Raw genomic sequence first — 18,034 nt, forward strand, 5'->3', positions numbered from 1 at the left:
TGAAAGTAGTCCACTACACCCCCACCACCACAAAAACACCACCACAACCCACAAAACCACACACCACAACCCCCAAAAACCCCCTGACCAGCACCTTCACAAAACCTGTCAAAGTATGCAACAAAAACGTGATCTATCACACTCAAAACACCACTGCCACCAAACAGGGGGGACACATGTCATCGTGCTCACCTCGATGAACACCAAAAAGCCCCTTCCGGACGTGGAAGGGGCCTTCTGCTAGGCGAAATTACTTCTCAGGCTGAGCCTCAGTGGTAGGGACCGGGGTCGCAGTCCTGATTACGTCGTTCTTCTTGGAAGAACCGTAAATGAGGGTGTCGTTACCCGTTGCCTTACCAATCTGGTAGGACGAGGTCTTGTCGCCCTGTCCGCAGGAGCGGAGCACAGCGTCCACGATCAGGAGGCCCGCAGTAATCGTTCCAAGAGCACCGGCTGCGAGGCCGACCATCTCTGGGTTGACTACGTTGAATGCGCCCTGGAGGCCCGCAGCGCGCTCTGCGCGGTCACGGTCGTAGATGCCCAGGCCACGCTGGATGCGGTCGTTTGCCTCGCGGACAGCGGCGTTCAGCTTGCCCTGGACGCCTTCAAGGCCCGGGACGCGAACCTGGGACAGGATACCCAGCGGGATCAGGAGCAGCAGCGGCGAAGCGATGCCCACGAGGGATGCGATGCACTTGCCGTCGGAAGAGGTAGCCACATCCTTACCCGTGAGCTCGACATTGATTCGAACTCGCGTCTGCGGCTGACCGTTCACCTGAGGGATGAACGTGATGTGGGTGGTGTCCTTCTCGATGCCGCCCTTACCAGGCTTGATCGTGATGGACCCGTCCGGGTTCGTGACAATCATGTCCGGGTCGACCGGCTTGCAGTTCGAACCAGAGCAAATCTCAATGTCGGTTGCGCCGCCGCCAGGAACGACAATCTTCCAGGAACCATCTGGGTTCGGGCTGACATCGTGGTTGCCTGGCTTGCCGATGATGTTGCCCTCGGACGTAGCCGGGACGTCGATCTCAATGATGCGAACCGGGTTGCCAGCTTGGTCAACTTCCTCGATGAGGACGCGACCAGACTTCTGTGGCAGAGGCTTCACGTTGAAGCTGCCTGGGTGCGTCGGGATCTCCTCGATGAGGTCCTTACCACGAAGGACACGGAAGGTGTTGCCTTCGCCCGTGGTGATCTTGTCGGTCAGCTTCGGCTGGTAGACACGACGCTCCTCGACGAACTTCAGCACACCACCGCTCTTGGTGATGGTGATGTTGTGCGTCTTCACAACCTTGCCGTTGTTCTTCTCAACGACAACAACCTTCTTGCCCTCGGTGTTCTCGTTGATGCGGAGCTCGAAGCGCTTGTCGGTGTCGTTGACGACGGTGACGTATTCCTTGCCCTCAACAACCTCGTACTTGTTGTTGTTGACAATGGTGACGTCGAAGGTGCCCTGCTCCGTGATCTTGTGCTCAACAACGGAGTTGTTGGAGGAGTCGGAGCCGCTACCGGTTCCCTTGGTGATATCCAAGATGAACTTCTTGTAGACCTTGCCGTCCTTATCGGTGACGTCGAGGACTACCTTGCCCTGAGCGCCGTCCTTCGGCGTGACGGTCCACTCGTCGCCATTCTGCGTCACGTCAACGAGGTCATCGCCTTCGACGACGGTGAGCTTGTCGCCAGGGTTGAGCTCGGTGGTGAACTTGTCATCCGAGGTGATCTTGAACTCGGACTTGTTCGGCTTCGTCAGCTCAACATTGTAGGTGTAGCGGGAAACCGGCAGGCCACGGGAGTTCTGGACCTCGAGGACGATCTTTCCGGAAACGCCTTCCTTGATCTTGATCTTGCCGTCGCCAGCTTCGTTGACGTCGCCGTCGATCAGGTCCTTACCAGACACCACGACGAGCTTCTGCTTGTCAGGCTGGGACAGCACAGGCGCAGGCTGCTCCGAGTTGTCTGGAACCGTGACGGCGTCGAACTCGTGAACCTTAGCAGGCTTGACGTGGATCGTGTACTCGATCAGCGCATGGCCACCCTTGGACTGCTCGACGACCTTGATGTCACCCTCGAAGTCAGGGTTCGGCATCAGGTAGTACTTGTCAGGATTGTCCTGATCCTGAACCCAGCTGAAGTTATCTTCACCCTCTGGGAATACGAAGTCGTTGGAGGTCACACCCTTCGTCAGGACCGCCGTGTTGCGGTTCGAAATCGTGTAGTCGACTGGCTGTGTCGCAGGCTTCGCCTCTTGTGGCGTCACGATGATCGTGTAAACCGCGACCAGGTTGCCCTCGGCATCCTTGACGTGTGCAACGATCAGGCCGTCCTTGCTCGGCTTCAGGGTCCACTCGCCGGTGCCCTCAAGCTGAGCTGGGTCGACGAGATCCTTACCGCGGGCGATCTCGAGCTTGTCGCCTTCCTCACCCGTGATCTTAACCTCGCCGCCAACGGTAATGAGCTCCGTCTCGGAGTCGATCAGGACGTTACGGCCGTCGCGAACCTCGAGGGTGAACGTGAAGGTTTCGCCCTTGTCGTTCTTGGCGCGGACAATCACGGTGCCGGTCTGGCCAGCCTTCGGGGTCAGTACCCAGTGGTCACCCTTCTTCTCCAGGGACTCAACAATGTCCTTGCCCTTGAGAATCTCAGGCTCGCCGACGATGTTGTCTACCTCGATCTTGTACGAGGAGATGTTACCGATCACGCGGGACTGGTTGTACTTGTTCGGCTTGGTATCGATGTTGAACTCGTAGTTCTGCTCGTTACCGGTTGGCTTGCCGTCCTTGTCAACCTCGTAGACCTTGACCTTCACCTTGCCAGTGATCACGCCGGCATTGACGTTCACGTTCAGGGTGTTGCCATCCTGGGTGGTGGTGATCAGGTCCTTGCCCTCGGTGACCTCGTACTTCCAGCCCTCTGGGATCGTGATGGACTGGTCAAGGCCAGTAACCCCGACGTTGAAGAAGTGGTTGTCCACGCGAACAGTCTTCTCGGTGGTCTTCTCGGAATCCTTGTTCACCACGTGGATGCGGTACTCGTGGCGGTTGCCGTTACCATCCTTGATGATGATGCGGACGTCGCCCTCACCCTGCTTCTTCGGGGTGATAACGAGGCGGTTGTTTTCCTTGGTGACCTCGACCAGGCCGTTGGAGTCGTCGACAAACTCGATGGTCCAGTTACCCAGGTTCTTCGGCTCAATAACCTTCGACTCGCTCGTGTTGGAGAAGTCGTAGAAGTAGTTGAACTGGGAATAACGACGCTCGATCGTGGTGGTCTCGTGCTTCTCGGAAACACGGGTGACGGTCGTGTCAACGACCTTCGTCTCGGTCTTCGGCGCAGCGGTGACCGTCTTCGTCTCGGTCTTCGGCGCGACATTCTTCGTCTCGGTGACGTAGACAGGCTCAGTAACCGTGACCTTCGGCTGGACCTTGTCGGTCTCGGTGATCGTCGGCTTCGCCGTTGCAGTTTCGGTGACGGTTACCGGGTCACGCTTCTCCACGACGATGACGCGCGGATCTTCCGTGACGGTCTCAGTGGCGGTGGACGTTGGTCCGCCCTGCTCGAACTCGGTGACGGTAACAGCAGGCTTCACTACCTCATGCGTCACGGTCTCCGTTTCCGGAGCGACCTCAACCGTCTTGTAGTGAACTTCCTGCCGCTCGTTGGTCTTCGTCACCGTCGGACGAACGGTCACCGTCTCCCGCTCGACACCGCCATCCTTGTACACAGTGTGCGTGATGGTCGGGCGGCCGGTCTCGGTCACGGTGGAGGTGACACCAGCTTCACCAGGAACCGTCACGGTGGTGGTCACAGTGCCGCCGCCGTTGCCGCCGCCTGGGCGTGGGTAGAAGCCGTCCAGGCCCGGCTGGGTCGGAGGGATCAGACGCTGGAAGGTTGCCTCGCGGCCATCCTGGTAGATGTTGTAATCCTTCGGCAGCAGGATGGTGACGTACTCGCCAGCACGGACGGTGCTGGAGACGCGGCTGAACGCAGCCTCATCCTTGATCAGTGCGAAGTTCGGCTGGAACTCCTGGGTGCCGCCGAAGACAGCGCTGATGCGGAAACCGGTCCACTGGGTGAACTCCTGGTTGGTGACGCGAACGCCGTTCTGGGTCTGGCCGTTCATGATGTAGGAACGCTGGCCGTCCAGAACGCTCTTGTTGTTCGACAGCAGGGCCTGCAGCGCGACGTTCTTCTTCTTGACGTCCTCAAAGTTGCGCTCGTACCAGGATTTCAGCATCGACTTCGTCAGCGAGATCGCTGCCGTCTCGATGTCTGCGTTAATACCAAGGTCGCCGTTAAAGCCGTTGAAGCCGTACAGGCCGGACATGCCGTCCAGCTTGCGCAGCTCGTAGCCCTGGGTCTGCAGGTTTGGCTGCGGCTTCTCAAGATCAATGCACCAGCCCGGGCCCATCGGGGTGACCTGCATCCAGGTCTTCAGCATGGCCTGGTAATCATTCTGATTCGTGAGCATCTTGATCTGCTCAGTGTTAAAGCGCAGCGCCTCATCGTACTTGTCGCTCGGCAGTGCGGAGTACGTACCCGTAATGCGATCGTCTGCGCTTGCGTCCGGGGCGACGACAACAGCGCCACCTGCAATCATTGCGCCTGAAATCAGGCCGGCCATGATTCGCTTCTTAAGATGTGCGTTTTGCAACGGCTCAATCCTTAAAAATCGTAGGAGATATTCGAAGCAGCCTGAAGACCATCTGAACACGGATCCACAAACTGACAGACATTTATTCAATCACAAAAATCTCCCTGAAAGTAGTCCACTACACCCCCACCACCACAAAACCACCACCACAACCCACAAAACCACACCCCACAACCCCCAAAAACCCCCTGACCAGCACCTTCACAAAACCTGTCAAAGTATGCAACAAAAACGTGATCTATCACACTCAAAACATCACTGCCACCAAACAGGGGGGACACATGTCAACGCATGAAGAACCATACGAAAAAACCCTGGCCTCCGGACCGGAGACCAGGGTGAACCTGTGGAGCATAGGAGAATCGAACTCCTGACATCCTGCTTGCAAAGCAGGTGCTCTACCAACTGAGCTAATGCCCCTTTTGTTCCTGTGGGCCTAGCAAGAATCGAACTTGCGACCTCATCGTTATCAGCGATGCGCTCTAACCGACTGAGCTATAGGCCCTGGGAACGAGAAGTAAGATTACCTACCACTATAACCTTTGACAAATCGCCAGTACAAGCGGTGTTTTTATAGTTGTTATAGCGGTAGGTATCTCACGGCTATCGCGCCCTGTTGGACATCACCAGGGTGACGCCGCCGACCAAGTCCGCGATGGCGTTGTAGAGCAACGCCGTCAGCGGGGCCATCACCGCGATGAACACCACGCCGATGAGCCCGAAGAGGCCGGCTGCGGACATGACCAGGGTGGCGTCGATAACTTGGTCGCCGCCGACGCCACTGACCAGCGAGTTCAAGGAGTCAATGACCCCAGTCTGCGCGAGGCCGTAGTAGACGATGGCCGCGCCCAGCATCCACGCGACGAAGCCGACGAGGGCGAGGATCGTCGCCACCTTAAACACGGAGGCGACACCCACGCGCCGCACCACTATCTTGCGGGCGGCCATGGTTTACTCCCCATCCTTCGGCGAGGCGGAGATGGACGAGGAGGTCTGCTCCTTGGCTTCCTCAATCGTCTTCTCGCCCTTGGCAACCGCGGTTGCCTCCTCTTCGCCCTGCTCCTCGACGTTCTTGTCGATGGCCAGCAGCTCGACGTCATCCGCGAGGTCGACCAAGCGGACGCCCATCGTGGCGCGGGAGGACGGACGGATCTGGTTGACCTCGGTGCGGATTACGCCGCCGGCGGAGGTGATGGCGAAGATCTGGTCTTCCTCATCGACCGCCAGGGCGCCGATCAGCTTGCCGCGCTTCGGGGTGTACTTGAAGGTCATGACGCCCATGCCGCCACGGCCCTGGGTGTTGTACTCCTCGATCGCGGTGCGCTTGCCGTAGCCGCCAGCGGTAGCGACGAGCAGGAACTCGCCGTCCTGGACCACGGTCATCGCGAGCAGCTTGTCGTCGCCGCGGAAGCGCATGCCCTTCACGCCGGCGGTCGCGCGGCCCATTGGGCGCAGCTGGTCGTCGTCGGCGGTGAAGCGGATGGCCTGTCCCTGCTCAGAGACGAGCAGCAGGTCGTCCTCCTCGCCGGCAAGCGCGGCGCCGATCAGGGCGTCGCCCTCGTTGAGGTTGATCGCGATGAGGCCCGCGGAACGCGCCGACTCGTAGTCGGTCAGGCGGGACTTCTTCACGCGGCCGTCGCGGGTAGCCAGGACCAGGTACGGGGCGTCCTCGTAGGACTGGATCTGGATGACCTGAGCGATGCGCTCCTCCGGCTGGAACTCCAGCAGGTTCGCCACATGCTGGCCGCGAGCGGTACGGCCCGCCTCCGGCAGCTCGTAAGCCTTGAGGCGGTACACGCGGCCGAAGTTGGTGAAGAACAGGATCCAGTCGTGGGTGGAGCAGATGAAGAAGTGCTTCACCACGTCGTCCTGCTTCAGTTCCGCCCCGCGGACACCCTTGCCGCCGCGCTTCTGCGACTTGTACGCATCCACCTTCGTGCGCTTCGCGTAGCCGGTGGAGGTGATGGTGACCACGACGTTCTCGCGCGCGATGAGGTCCTCCTCGGTCACATCGCCAGTCGCGGCCACGATCTGGGTGCGGCGCTCGTCGCCATACTTTTCGACGATCTCACGCAACTCGTTGCCAACGATCTCTCGCTGGCGCTCCGGACGGGCCAAGATGTCCTTGTAGTCGGCAATCTTGCGCTCGATCTCGGCCAGGTCGTCGACGATCTTCTGGCGCTCCAGCGCTGCCAGGCGGCGCAGCTGCATTGCCAGGATTTCGTTGGCTTGGATCTCGTCGACGTCGAGAAGCTTGATCAGGCCCTGGCGGGCGTCGTCAACCGTTGGCGAGCGACGGATCAGGGCGATGACCTCGTCCAACGCATCGAGCGCCTTGACCAGGCCGCGCAGGATGTGAGCGCGCTTCTCGGCCTCATCCAGGCGGAACTTGGTGCGGCGAACAATGACGTCGATCTGGTGCTTGACGTAGTAGCGCAGCATCTGGTCGAGGCGCAGCGTGCGTGGCACGCCGTCGACGATGGAGAGCATGTTAGCGGAGAAGTTCGTCTCTAGCTGCGAGTGCTTGTACAGGTTATTGAGCACCACGCGCGGCACGGCGTCGCGCTTGAGCCTGACCACGATGCGCATGCCGATGCGATCCGAGGACTCATCATCAATGTCGGCGATGCCCGCCATCTTGCCCGCGGCGACCTGGTCCGCGATGTTGTGGATGAAGTTATCAGGGTTGACCTGGTACGGCAGCTCCGTAATCGTGATGACCTGGCGGTTGCCGATCTCCTCGATCTCGGTCACACCGCGCATGCGGATGGAACCGCGGCCTGTGGTGTAGGCGTCCTTGATGCCCTGATCGCCGACGATGAGGCCGGCCGTCGGAAAGTCCGGGCCCTTCACTCGCTCCATTACCGCGTCGAGCGCCGCCTGCTCATCCGCGTCATAGTTGTCGAGCATCCAGTAGATGGCCTCCGCCAACTCGTTCAAGTTGTGCGGCGGAATGTTGGTGGCCATACCGACGGCGATACCGTTCGAGCCGTTCATCAGCAGGTTCGGCACACGCGACGGCAGCACGTCCGGCTCGCGGGTCTTGCCGTCGTAGTTCGGGGAGAACTCCACGGCGTCCTCACGGATGTCGCGGACCATCTCCATCGCCAGCGGCGTCATCTTGCACTCGGTGTAACGCATGGCCGCGGGGCCGTCGTTACCCGGGGAACCGAAGTTACCCTGGCCGTCCACCAGCGGGTAACGCATCGCCCAAGGCTGAGCCATGCGCACCAGCGTGTCGTAAATGGCGCTGTCGCCGTGCGGGTGGAAGTTACCCATCGTGTCAGCGACAGGCTTGGCACTCTTCACGTACGAACGCTCGGGGCGGTAGCCGTGGTCGTACATCGCGTAAATGATGCGGCGGTGCACCGGCTTCATGCCATCGCGAACATCCGGGAGCGCACGGCCGACGATCACGCTCATCGCGTAATCGATGTAGCTCGTCTGCATCTCCTCGTTGATGTCAATGGGCTGGATGGCGTCGGAGCCGCCGCCACCTAGAGTGTCATCACTCATTGCTCACCTTTCGTCAAACATTGGTTCCTACCGATTCTAGCGCCTTGTGCACCGAATCACCCCTGCGCCGTGGTATCACTCTGATACCATCACGGCATGGCTATGACGCTACGACTCAGCACAGACGAAGACACAGCACTCATCATGCTCGCCTCCGCATGGGGCTGCTCCAAGCAAGAGGCCGCCCGCCGCGCCATCGTCACCGCCGCCTCCCGCCTTCTTGACGACGCCACCATTACCAACCTCGCCCGCACCACCCTGCAGGAATACGCCCACACCGAACGCCGCATCCGGCAGGCCCGCGATGCGTAGCCTGAGCAGTGAGCAGCTGCTGGCCATCGCCGACGAATGCGCGCATATATATAAGGTGCGAATACGCTCCTTCGGCGCACTCTGCGCCTGCGCCGCCGTCCCCGGCGCCCACTTCCACGGTGTGCCCGTCTACGACACCGCACACGCCGCCGCTCGCGGCCTCGCCGACACGATCCGGGCCCTGCGCCCCCTGACCGGAGCCAACGAGGCCTTCGCTGACGTCGCCGGCACCACCTATTTGCGGTGGGTCGAGGAAGCGTAATTGCGCACTTTCTCCTACACTGGCAACTATTTACACGGACCATTGGAGAACACTAGGTGGAGGAACAATGAACGCTACAAAGTACACCGCAGTACTGGCAACCACCGTGGCACTGATCGGCGCCGGCCTGGCCGCACCTCAGTTGCGCGCGGAAGAGACGACTTCTGAGACGACCGCAGCGTCAGATTCGGCATCTCAGTCACAGGAAGCGCGCGAATGGCGCAACGCTGAAATTACCGCCGGCGGCACCATCACCGTCGAGCCGAGCGTCCCACTCCCAGAGGGCGCCAAGGCAGTCGGCCCGACCAGCATCGACGGCTGGAAGCTGAGCACCGACGAGAAGACCGGCACCGTCACCATCGAGGCTGCACCGAAACTGCGCCCCGGCCAGGGACTGCGCTACCGCGTCTTAGTTCTCTTCGCCGACAAAACCACGGCCACCTACGACGCCGAGGTGACCGTCGTTCCCGGCGGAAACAACAACGCCAACACCTCCACTATCGAGTACAAGGACTCGCTCGTCCAGCCAAAGGAGAGTGTCACCGTTACCCCCACGGGCACGTTCACGCAGGGCACGAAGTTCTACCTCAACAGCGACAAGATTGAGAAGTGGGACGTGAGCGTCGACGAGGCCACCGGCGCCGTCACCGTCAAACCAGGGGACATCGGCTACGGCTCCTGGCTCTCCATCCCAGTTCGCGCAGAGTTCCCCGACGGCTCCTCCGACGTCAAGCACGCCAAAGTCACCGTCGCCGACAAGCACGGCAACACCACCCCGCCATCCGACCGCCTCGCCGCGAAGCACACACCGGAGTACACCACAGCGCAGATCGCGGGTAACGAGACGGCCACCCTCAAGCAGACCGCTGAGCTGCCCGAAGGCACCAACTTTAAGATCATGGGCGAGTCCAAGTTGTGGGACCTGTCTATCGACGCCTCCACCGGCACCATCACCGCAACACCAAAGCAGCCGCTCGCTGCCGGTGCCGTCGCGAATGTGCCCGTCATCGTCACCTACTCCGACGAATCCCAAGACTTCGTACAGGCCAAGGTCGAGGTGACCAAGGACCCCGTGTGGCAGTCCAGCAAGGCTAGCGTCGACTACCCGGTGGAGAAATCCCCAGCCGATGAGACCGCCACCATCACCCCTGCTCTCAAAAATGTGCCGGATGGCACCAAGTTCGCCATGAACGCGACGCCACCAACGGGTTGGGAAATCGGCATCGAGCCTTCGACCGGTGTGGTGACCGTCAACGCCCCAGAGGGCACCCGCGCAGGCACCCAGATCAACGTGCCTGTCCGCGTCGAGTTCCCCGACGGTTCCCGCACCGTCACCAACGCGGTCGTCCTCTTCGAGAAACCAACCAACCCCGAGTCCGACAAGTTCAAGGTCACCTACAAGGACGTGACCGTCAAAGCCGGCGAGAACCGCGTGTTCAAACCAACCGAAGCACTACCTACCGGTGCCACCGTCAACGGCCCGAAGAACCAGAGCGTCAACGGCGTGAAAGTCAATACCGACAAGGACGGCGCTGTCTCCGTTGAAGTACCAAGCCACGCCCGTGACTTCGACTTCACGGTTCCCCTCGAGATCTTCTTCCGCGACGGCTCCAAGCAGGAGACGAAATTCCACGTCACCGTAAAGGCAAAGGAGACGACTACTCCGACGACCTCCACCAAGGAGTCCACGCCGACTTCGGAGGAGTCCGCGCCGCGGACAACCGACCCGACGACTTCGGAAAAAACCACGGAACTGTCCACGCCGCGGACAAGCGAAGAGGCTACGACGACGAAACCGACGACTTCGGACAAGACGACAGAGCCATCCACGTCTGAGGAGTCCACGCCGACTTCGGAGGAGTCCGCGCCGCGGACAACCGACCCGTCAACGACTACGCCGACGACTTCCGACAAGACGACCGAGCCGACCACGTCCGCGCCGCGGACAAGCGAGAAGTCCACCACCCCGGAGACGACCACCCCGGCCACGTCGACTACCAAGGCAACGCCAACAACCAAGGCAACGACGACCACGAAGGAGTCCGCCCCGCGGACAACCGAAGAGGCGTCGACAAGCGAGGCGACTCCGACGACTCCAACGACCTCGACGAAGCCTTCGAGGCCACAGAATGAGACGACCAAGATTGAGTACGCGCGCACGCCAGTGCACGCGGGTAACTCGGTGACGCTGAAGCCGAAGGGCGAATTCCCGGCAGGCACGAAGTTCAACGGGCCGAGCGGGTCACAGCAAGGATGGTCCGCCACCACGAACAGTCAGACTGGTGAGATTCGAATTACTGCACCAGCGGACGCGACGGTTGGTACCACTGTGAGCTTCCCTGTCACCGTGGTCTTCCCAGACAAGTCAAGGCAGATTCACGAAGTCACCGTCTACGTGGAGCGCACCACCACGGCGCCGTCCACCAGCGAGCAGCCGACCAGCGAGCAGCCAACGAACACTACGACGCCAGCAAAGCCGAAGGAGTCCCAGGCGGACAAGACCGACGTCGACTTTGAAAACCAGAAGGTGAACGCTGGCGGCACGATCGTGCAGCGCCCGAGCGGCAACGCTCCTGCAGGCACGAAGTTCACGGGCCCGAACGGTACGTACGACGGCTGGAAGTTCGCCACTGATCCGAACACGGGTGAGGTCACCATCACGCCTCCGGCGGACGCGAAGCCTGGCGCCTCTATCGACTACACCGTCATCGCGACGTTCCCCGACTGGTCGACGAAGGAGTACAAGCTGAAGGCCACGGTTGAGGGCGGAGTGGACGTCGGTAAGGGTGGTGACACCGGGTCGAGCAATGATGGCTCCAGCAGCTCCTCCTCGAAGGAGGAGGGCTCGAGCACGGGTGCGACCATCGGCATCGTGGTTGGCGTGCTCGCGCTGCTCGGTCTGCTGGCCGGCGCGGCGAACTATGTGCTGCAGTACGTCGACGTCGACGCGCTGCTTCGCTAACACCGTTCGCGCGGGGACGATATTCTAAGCACTATGAAGAAAATGAGTGCTCTCGTCCTCGCCGGCGGGGTCGCGGCGTCGCTGCTCGTCGCGCCGCAGGCCACCACCGCCCCATCCGGATCCTCCGGATCCTCCAAACCGACGCCGGTGATCACACCGACCGTCACCCCACCGAAGCAGCCACCGCTCGGCAGCGTGTACACGGGCTCGGCGCCGGTCTCGCTGACCATCGCGGCGCTGCTCACCCTGCTGGTTGGCCAAGTAATTGTCGACGCCGTCCCCCCACTGCGCGCAGCCGTCGACGACCTCGCGCGCCAGGCAGGACTCTCGGGCGTGATGGGATCCTCGCAGGGTAACCGCATTTTCGATTTCTCCAAGATCGACCTCAACGAGCTGCAGAAGATGCTGCCCAAGGTCTAAACCCCACCCCAAATATGTAACCGCTGTGACTCATGATAAGTTTGTTCCTGTTGTGGTTACAGTGTCCTGTGTGACTGCTGTGGCGGAAGAGCCGCAACGCTCAACGTAACAATGCGACCTGCCGGGGGGCAGGTCGCATTTGTCATACAATCAACGGCATGGAAACACCACAAGGACTCAACGCACTGCTGCACAATGGGCGCCGCCCAGGAATCGTCGACGCGCTCGCCGGAGTGGTCGACCAGACCGTCGCAGACCAAAGCGGACTCACCGGCATGGCGCTGCGCTCCGCAATCGCGGGCGTAAAGAAAGTCGACGCCCGCATCCTGCACAAAGGCATCAACACCGTACTCCCCCAACTGCTCGAGCAGCTCAACCCCCGCTGGGAAGACTACAAAAACAGCGACCACGCCGCCTTCGGCGAATACCTCGCACAACACGAAGACGACGTGGTCACAGAACTCGTCTCACTCGGCGACAACCTCCGCGACTCCATGCCAGCCGGCGTACAGAAGATCTACGCCACCTTCCGCAGCAAGGCCGCCAAGATTGTAGGGCCTGCGCTGCCGCGGATCGGAGAGGTCGTCGAAAAGCAGATGGAAGGCTAGACGTCCAGGAAACGGACGTCCTTCGCCTTGCGGGTGATGAAGGAGCGGCGAGCCGCCACATCATCGCCCATCAGGATGCTGAACAGCTCGTCAGCGCGCTGGGCGTCCTCCACATCAACGCGACGCAGAATACGGTGATCCCGGTCAAGCGTGGTCTCCCACAGCTCGCTCGGGTTCATCTCACCCAGACCCTTGTAGCGCTGGATGCCGTCATCCGTGTTGATCTTGCGGCCGGCCTCCAGGCCCTCCGCGAGCAGCTGGTCGCGCTCCGCGTCGGAGAAGGCGTAGCCAGGCTCGCCCTTCGCCCACTTCAACTTGTAGAGCGGCGGGTTCGCCAGGTAGACGTGGCCCTCCTCGATGAGCTCCGGCATGAAGCGGAACAGCAGGGTAAGCAGCAGCGTCGCGATGTGCTGGCCGTCGACGTCAGCATCCGCCATCAGCACAATCTTGTGGTAGCGCAGCTTCGAAATATCGAACTCTTCGTGAATACCAGTACCAAGCGCGGTAATAATCGCCTGGACCTCCGCGTTCTTCAACACGCGATCCATGCGGGCCTTCTCCACGTTCAGGATCTTGCCGCGCAGCGGAAGAATCGCCTGGTACATCGAGTCGCGGCCCTGCTTCGCCGAACCACCTGCTGAGTCACCCTCAACAATGAACAGCTCGGATAGCTTCGGGTCCTTCGAACGGCAATCCGCCAACTTACCCGGCAGGCCACCCAGGTCCGTCGCCGACTTGCGACGCACCAAGTCACGCGCCTTGCGCGCCGCCTGACGCGCCTGCGACGACGACACAGCCTTCGAAATGATGGCCTTCGCCTCCGCCGGGTTGGCATCAAACCAATCCGACAAATTCTCGTTCACGGCGCGCTGCACGAAGCCCTTCACCTCGGTATTGCCGAGCTTCGTCTTCGTCTGGCCCTCAAACTGCGGGTCCGCCACGCGGACAGACACCACAGCTGCGAGGCCCTCACGGCAGTCATCACCAGTGAGGTTCGGCTCCTTGTCCTTCAGCAGCTTATGGTCACGCGCGTAACGGTTCATCAGCGTGGTCAGCGCCGCACGGAAACCCTCCTCGTGCGTACCGCCCTCATGCGTATTAATGGTGTTCGCGAACGTGTGCACAGACTCCTTAAACGAGCTGTTCCACTGCATCGCCACCTCAGCCTCAAGGCCGTCACCCTTCTGGTCAAAGCCCACGATCGTCGGGTGGATCGCCGTCTTCGACTTATTCAGGTAGTTGACGTAATCAATCAGGCCATCCGGGTAGTGGTACGTGACCTTCTTCTCGCGCTTCTTCGGGGCAGCAGATGTGTCACCCTCGGTGGCGTCGTCAAACGAGTCCGAGCCAACCGCAGCGGCCGTCTCACCCTCCTCCGCGATCGCCTCGAGCTCAAGCTCCTCCTCGGAGACGCGCTCATCCTTCAGCGTGATGGTCAGGCCCTTGTTCAGGAACGCCATCTCCTGCAGACGACGCGCGATCGTGTCCCACTTAAACTCCGTGGTCTCAAAAATCTCCGGGTCCGGCCAGAAACGAATCGCCGTACCCGTGCCGCGGGCATTGCCGCCCTCCTCCAGAGGCTCCGGCTGCGCGTCCACAAACCGCTGGTACCAGTGCTTGCCATCGCGCTTAATGTCCGCCTCAACACGCGTGGACAGCGCGTTCACCACGGAAATACCCACACCGTGCAGGCCACCCGACACCGCGTACGACTCCGAGTCGAACTTACCGCCCGCGTGCAGCTGCGTCATCACGACCTGCACCGTCGGCGCACCAGACGGGTGCATCTCCACCGGAATACCACGACCATTATCGACGACCTCTACGCCGCCATCCGCGAGCAGAGTCACATCGACGCGATCGGCATAGCCCGCCATCGCCTCATCGACCGAGTTATCCACGACCTCCCACACCAAGTGGTGTAGGCCACGCTCGCCGGTCGACCCAATGTACATACCTGGGCGCTTCCGGACGGCCTCAAGGCCCTCGAGGATAGTAATCGACGACGCGTCATAATGAGGTTGTTGATCAGCCACTGGAAAAGACGCTCCTCCTGAAAAATGTCATTAACCCGTCCCATCTTACACGTAAAACAGGACACCAAACCCCACGACTACCCGTACGTGTCCCTCGGACCCCGCCCCTTCACGTGCAGCGGACCATAGCGCCAACTCTTCACCCGCGGCCCATAAATATGCAGCTTCCGGATCACATCCGGGCCCACCTTCTCCGCGATCGCGCGTAGCACCGTCGACTGCATGTACTTCAGCTGCGTCGCCCACGCCGTCGTCGTGCAGGTGATGAAGACCTCGCCATCCTTAATCATCTCCACCTTCGTATGCTCCGCGATCGTAGCGCCGACCAGGCCCTCCCAGTTGCCCATCACCCAGCCATACGCCATGTTCTCCGTCCAATCGCGCTTCCGGATCTCCTTGCCCAACAGCGACGAAAACGACTTCACCTTGTAACTCCGCGGCAACGCCCGGCCATCCTTGCCCGTCGGCCGGCCCCGCTCCAGCCACGGCCTGCGCTCCTCCTGCTCAAAGTGCAGCCCCGGCACCGTAATATCCTGCACCGGACGGCCCTTGCCCTGGCTGCGGCGCGGCACCACGCTCACGCCCTGCTTCGACAAATCCGGCAGCCGCCCGCCGCGACGCTTCGCCGTGCGCCGCAGCTGGTCAAAGGTGGTGCCCACCAAGTCACGCTCGCTCAATATGGGACACCCCCTCCTCCATCCGCACGTGATACCGCGCCGTCACCGCGCCATCAAGGTTGCCCGGCAAGTCATCCCCGACCGCCGCCGTAATCAACACCTGCTCCGCCGACTCCGCCACATGCACCAACCGCTCACGGCGCTTCGCGTCCAACTCCGCAAACACATCATCCAAAATCAGCACCGGATCCGTGCCCTCACCAGCCAACAGGCGATACTCCGCCAAGTGCATACTCAGCGCAAACGACCACGTTTCCCCATGCGACGCGTACCCCTTCGCCGGCTGCTGACCCAGCATCAACACCAGGTCATCCCTATGCGGACCAACCAGCGTTGAGCCGCGCTCAATCTCCTCTTTTCGACGCCTCCCCAACTCCGACAACATCGCCGCCTCCAACACCTGCGGATCCCGCGACGCCTCCCCCGTCAACTCCAACACCGCCCGATCCAACGTCGACGTGTACTCCACCGACGCCGCACGCGACTCCGGCGCCACCGACGCATAAGACTCCGTGATGGGGTCGGAGAGGGCGTCGACAAGCAAGAGCCTGCCCGCCAGCACCTGCGCACCATAGCGCGCCAACTGCGCATCCCACGCATCCAACGTACTCAACGCACCCGCGCCCGCCGCATCCCCATAACCGCGGCGCAGCGCCATATTCTGCGAACGCAACAACGCATTACGCTGGCGCAACACCTTGTCATAATCCGCCTTCACCCCACCATGACGCGGCGTACGCACCGCAGCCAACGCATCCAAAAACCGGCGACGGTCCCCCGGCTCCCCATTCACCAAACGCAAATCCTCCGGCGAAAACATCACCGTCCGCAACACACCCAGCAACTCACGCGCCGACTTCAACCGCGTCCTATTAATCTGCGCCTGATTCGCCCCACTCGCCTTAATCAACACATGAGTAGTCAGCGCGCGCCCCTCATTCACCGTCGTCGCCGACACGCGCGCATCACTCGCCCCCGAATGGATCAACGGAGCGTCCGTGGCCACCCGGTGACTCCCGAGCATCGACGTATACCGCACCGCCTCCACAATGTTCGTCTTCCCGTGCCCATTGCGGCCCGAAAACACCGTGACGCCCGGCTCCAAATCCACATGCAACTCCCGCCACGAACGGAAATCACGCAGGTCAAGCTCCGAAACGTACATCGCGGCAAACTAGCCCGGCAGGCGAACCGGCATCAACAAATACGTGAAATTCGTCTCCGGCGTCGGGAACAACCCATCATCGCCCTTCTCCGGCAACGACTCCGGCTCCGGAATCATAATCGCCGGACGCGACGACTCCGTAAACCCAAACACCGCACGATCCGTCCCAATCACCGACAAACCATCACGCAAATAACCAGCATTAAACGCAATCAGCAGCTCATCCTCCCCCACAAACTGCGCAGGAATCGACTCCGACGCCTCACCAGAATCAGCCCCCGACGCAAACAACGTCACCTGACCCTCCGAAAAATGTAACCTCAACTGCGCATTCCGATCCGCCACCAACGACACACGACGAATCGCCTCCAACAACGGAGCCACCTCCACCGACGCCATCGACGTATGCGCCTTCGGCAACAACGGCTGCACATTCGGGAAATCCGCATCCAACATACGCGTCGTCGTCTCACGATTACCCGCATGCAAACCAAACAAACCGTCCGCGCCCACATTATCGACGCCACCAACGGCAATCTGCACCGGCTCCTCCAACTGCGTATCCAACGTCCGAGCGTTATCCAACAACGTCTTCGCCGGCACCAACAGCTTCGCCTGCACTCCCTCACCAGCAGGCGACCACTCCAACGAACGCAACGCCAACCGGAAACGGTCCGTCGCCGTCAAATGCAACGTCGAACCCTCCACCTCAATATGGATACCGGTCAGCATCGGCAACGTGTCATCCTTACCCGCCGCGGCAGCCACCTGCATCACCGCGCCACTCAGATCCTCCGAACCGATCGTGCCCGTCACCTCAGGCAACTGCGGCAACTGCGGATAATCGTCCAACGGCATCAAAGGCAGCTCGAAGTGGGCGGAGCCGCCGTCGAGAAGCAACTTTGTGTCACTCGTAGAAACCTCAACCGGCTGATTCGGCATATTCGCAACAATGTCAGACAACAACTTGCCCGCCACCGCAACGCGACCAGGCGTATCCACCTCAGCCGCAATCCGCACCCGCGACGACACCTCATAATCGAAGCCCGCGAACTCCAAACCCTCATCCGACGCCGTAATCAACACCGCGCGAAGAATCGGCTGCGTGTTCTTCGTAGGCAACATCCGAGCAACCCACGCCACCGCGTCCGACAGGTCCTCCTTGTGCACGCGGAAGGAAACGTTGGAATTCAAGTTGTCTTGGATGTCCGCCATAGTGACACGGGCTCCTTGCAGTACGTAGAGATTCTTGTAATTACGTTCTCACTTTAGGCGGGGACGGGCTTTTTGTCATTCGAGTTTTCACACGCCTGGCTCATGGCTTTTTGGGGCGTTGGTCGTTTGTGCGCCGTTCTGCACAGGTCCCCTTTCTACTCTAGGAATTACAAGTAAAAACCTTGGGAACAACAATAAGTCCTGTGC

General features: G+C 60.9%; 12 protein-coding genes and 2 tRNA genes. 5 read left to right on the forward strand and 9 right to left on the reverse strand.

Features of this window, described 5'->3' with window-relative positions; all coding sequences use genetic code 11:
• Positions 1-250 precede the first annotated feature (250 nt).
• The 5 genes from QP802_RS09215 to gyrA all read right to left on the reverse strand — a co-directional run bounded on the left by QP802_RS09215 (position 251) and on the right by gyrA (position 8,170).
• Positions 251-4,624, reverse strand: a complete 4,374-nt coding sequence (locus tag QP802_RS09215) for a hypothetical protein (protein WP_256001464.1) — start codon at positions 4,622-4,624, stop codon at positions 251-253.
• A gap of 377 nt (positions 4,625-5,001) precedes the next feature.
• Positions 5,002-5,074, reverse strand: a tRNA-Ala gene (locus tag QP802_RS09220).
• 11 nt (positions 5,075-5,085) lie between these two features.
• Positions 5,086-5,159: transfer RNA gene (locus tag QP802_RS09225), tRNA-Ile, on the reverse strand.
• Between the two features lie 98 nt (positions 5,160-5,257).
• Complete coding sequence (locus QP802_RS09230; RefSeq protein WP_070478297.1) at positions 5,258-5,602, reverse strand: DUF3566 domain-containing protein; 345 nt, start codon at positions 5,600-5,602, stop codon at positions 5,258-5,260.
• 3 nt (positions 5,603-5,605) lie between these two features.
• Entirely contained in the window at positions 5,606-8,170 is a 2,565-nt protein-coding gene (gyrA, locus tag QP802_RS09235; RefSeq protein ID WP_284818482.1) for a DNA gyrase subunit A, read from the reverse strand.
• Between the two features lie 96 nt (positions 8,171-8,266).
• Here gyrA and QP802_RS09240 point away from each other — a divergent pair, with 96 nt between their 5' ends.
• The 5 genes from QP802_RS09240 to QP802_RS09260 all read left to right on the forward strand — a co-directional run bounded on the left by QP802_RS09240 (position 8,267) and on the right by QP802_RS09260 (position 12,734).
• Positions 8,267-8,482, forward strand: a complete 216-nt coding sequence (locus tag QP802_RS09240) for a CopG family transcriptional regulator (RefSeq protein WP_070363370.1) — start codon at positions 8,267-8,269, stop codon at positions 8,480-8,482.
• A complete protein-coding gene (locus QP802_RS09245; RefSeq protein WP_284818484.1) occupies positions 8,475-8,744 on the forward strand; it encodes a TetR family transcriptional regulator in 270 nt (89 codons plus the stop codon). The genes QP802_RS09240 and QP802_RS09245 overlap by 8 nt, the downstream gene beginning before the upstream one ends.
• Before the next feature lie 67 nt (positions 8,745-8,811).
• Positions 8,812-11,706, forward strand: coding sequence for a Rib/alpha-like domain-containing protein (locus QP802_RS09250; protein WP_284818486.1), 2,895 nt, complete (start codon positions 8,812-8,814; stop codon positions 11,704-11,706).
• A 33-nt stretch (positions 11,707-11,739) separates the two neighbouring features.
• The gene (locus QP802_RS09255) at positions 11,740-12,126 is read left to right on the forward strand and encodes a hypothetical protein (RefSeq protein ID WP_284818487.1); all 387 of its coding nucleotides are present in this window, start codon (positions 11,740-11,742) and stop codon (positions 12,124-12,126) included.
• Between the two features lie 158 nt (positions 12,127-12,284).
• Entirely contained in the window at positions 12,285-12,734 is a 450-nt protein-coding gene (locus tag QP802_RS09260; protein WP_070478304.1) for a DUF6918 family protein, read from the forward strand.
• Here the strand turns inward: QP802_RS09260 and gyrB are convergent.
• The 4 genes from gyrB to dnaN form a co-directional block, all read right to left on the reverse strand.
• Positions 12,731-14,770: a DNA topoisomerase (ATP-hydrolyzing) subunit B gene (gene gyrB, locus QP802_RS09265; RefSeq protein WP_070478306.1), complete on the reverse strand. Its 2,040-nt coding sequence runs from the start codon at positions 14,768-14,770 to the stop codon at positions 12,731-12,733. The two genes, QP802_RS09260 and gyrB, sit on opposite strands and share 4 nt — an antisense overlap.
• Positions 14,771-14,847: 77 nt before the next feature.
• Complete coding sequence (locus QP802_RS09270; protein WP_284818513.1) at positions 14,848-15,450, reverse strand: DciA family protein; 603 nt, start codon at positions 15,448-15,450, stop codon at positions 14,848-14,850.
• Complete coding sequence (gene recF / locus QP802_RS09275) at positions 15,434-16,612, reverse strand: DNA replication/repair protein RecF (protein WP_284818489.1); 1,179 nt, start codon at positions 16,610-16,612, stop codon at positions 15,434-15,436. Before recF ends, QP802_RS09270 begins: the two co-directional genes overlap by 17 nt.
• Positions 16,613-16,621: 9 nt before the next feature.
• Positions 16,622-17,827, reverse strand: coding sequence for a DNA polymerase III subunit beta (gene dnaN / locus QP802_RS09280; protein WP_177224269.1), 1,206 nt, complete (start codon positions 17,825-17,827; stop codon positions 16,622-16,624).
• Positions 17,828-18,034: the final 207 nt, after the last annotated feature.

The organism is Corynebacterium sp. UMB10119B (assembly GCF_030228125.1).
GTDB classification, from domain to species: Bacteria; Actinomycetota; Actinomycetes; order Mycobacteriales; family Mycobacteriaceae; genus Corynebacterium; species Corynebacterium pseudogenitalium.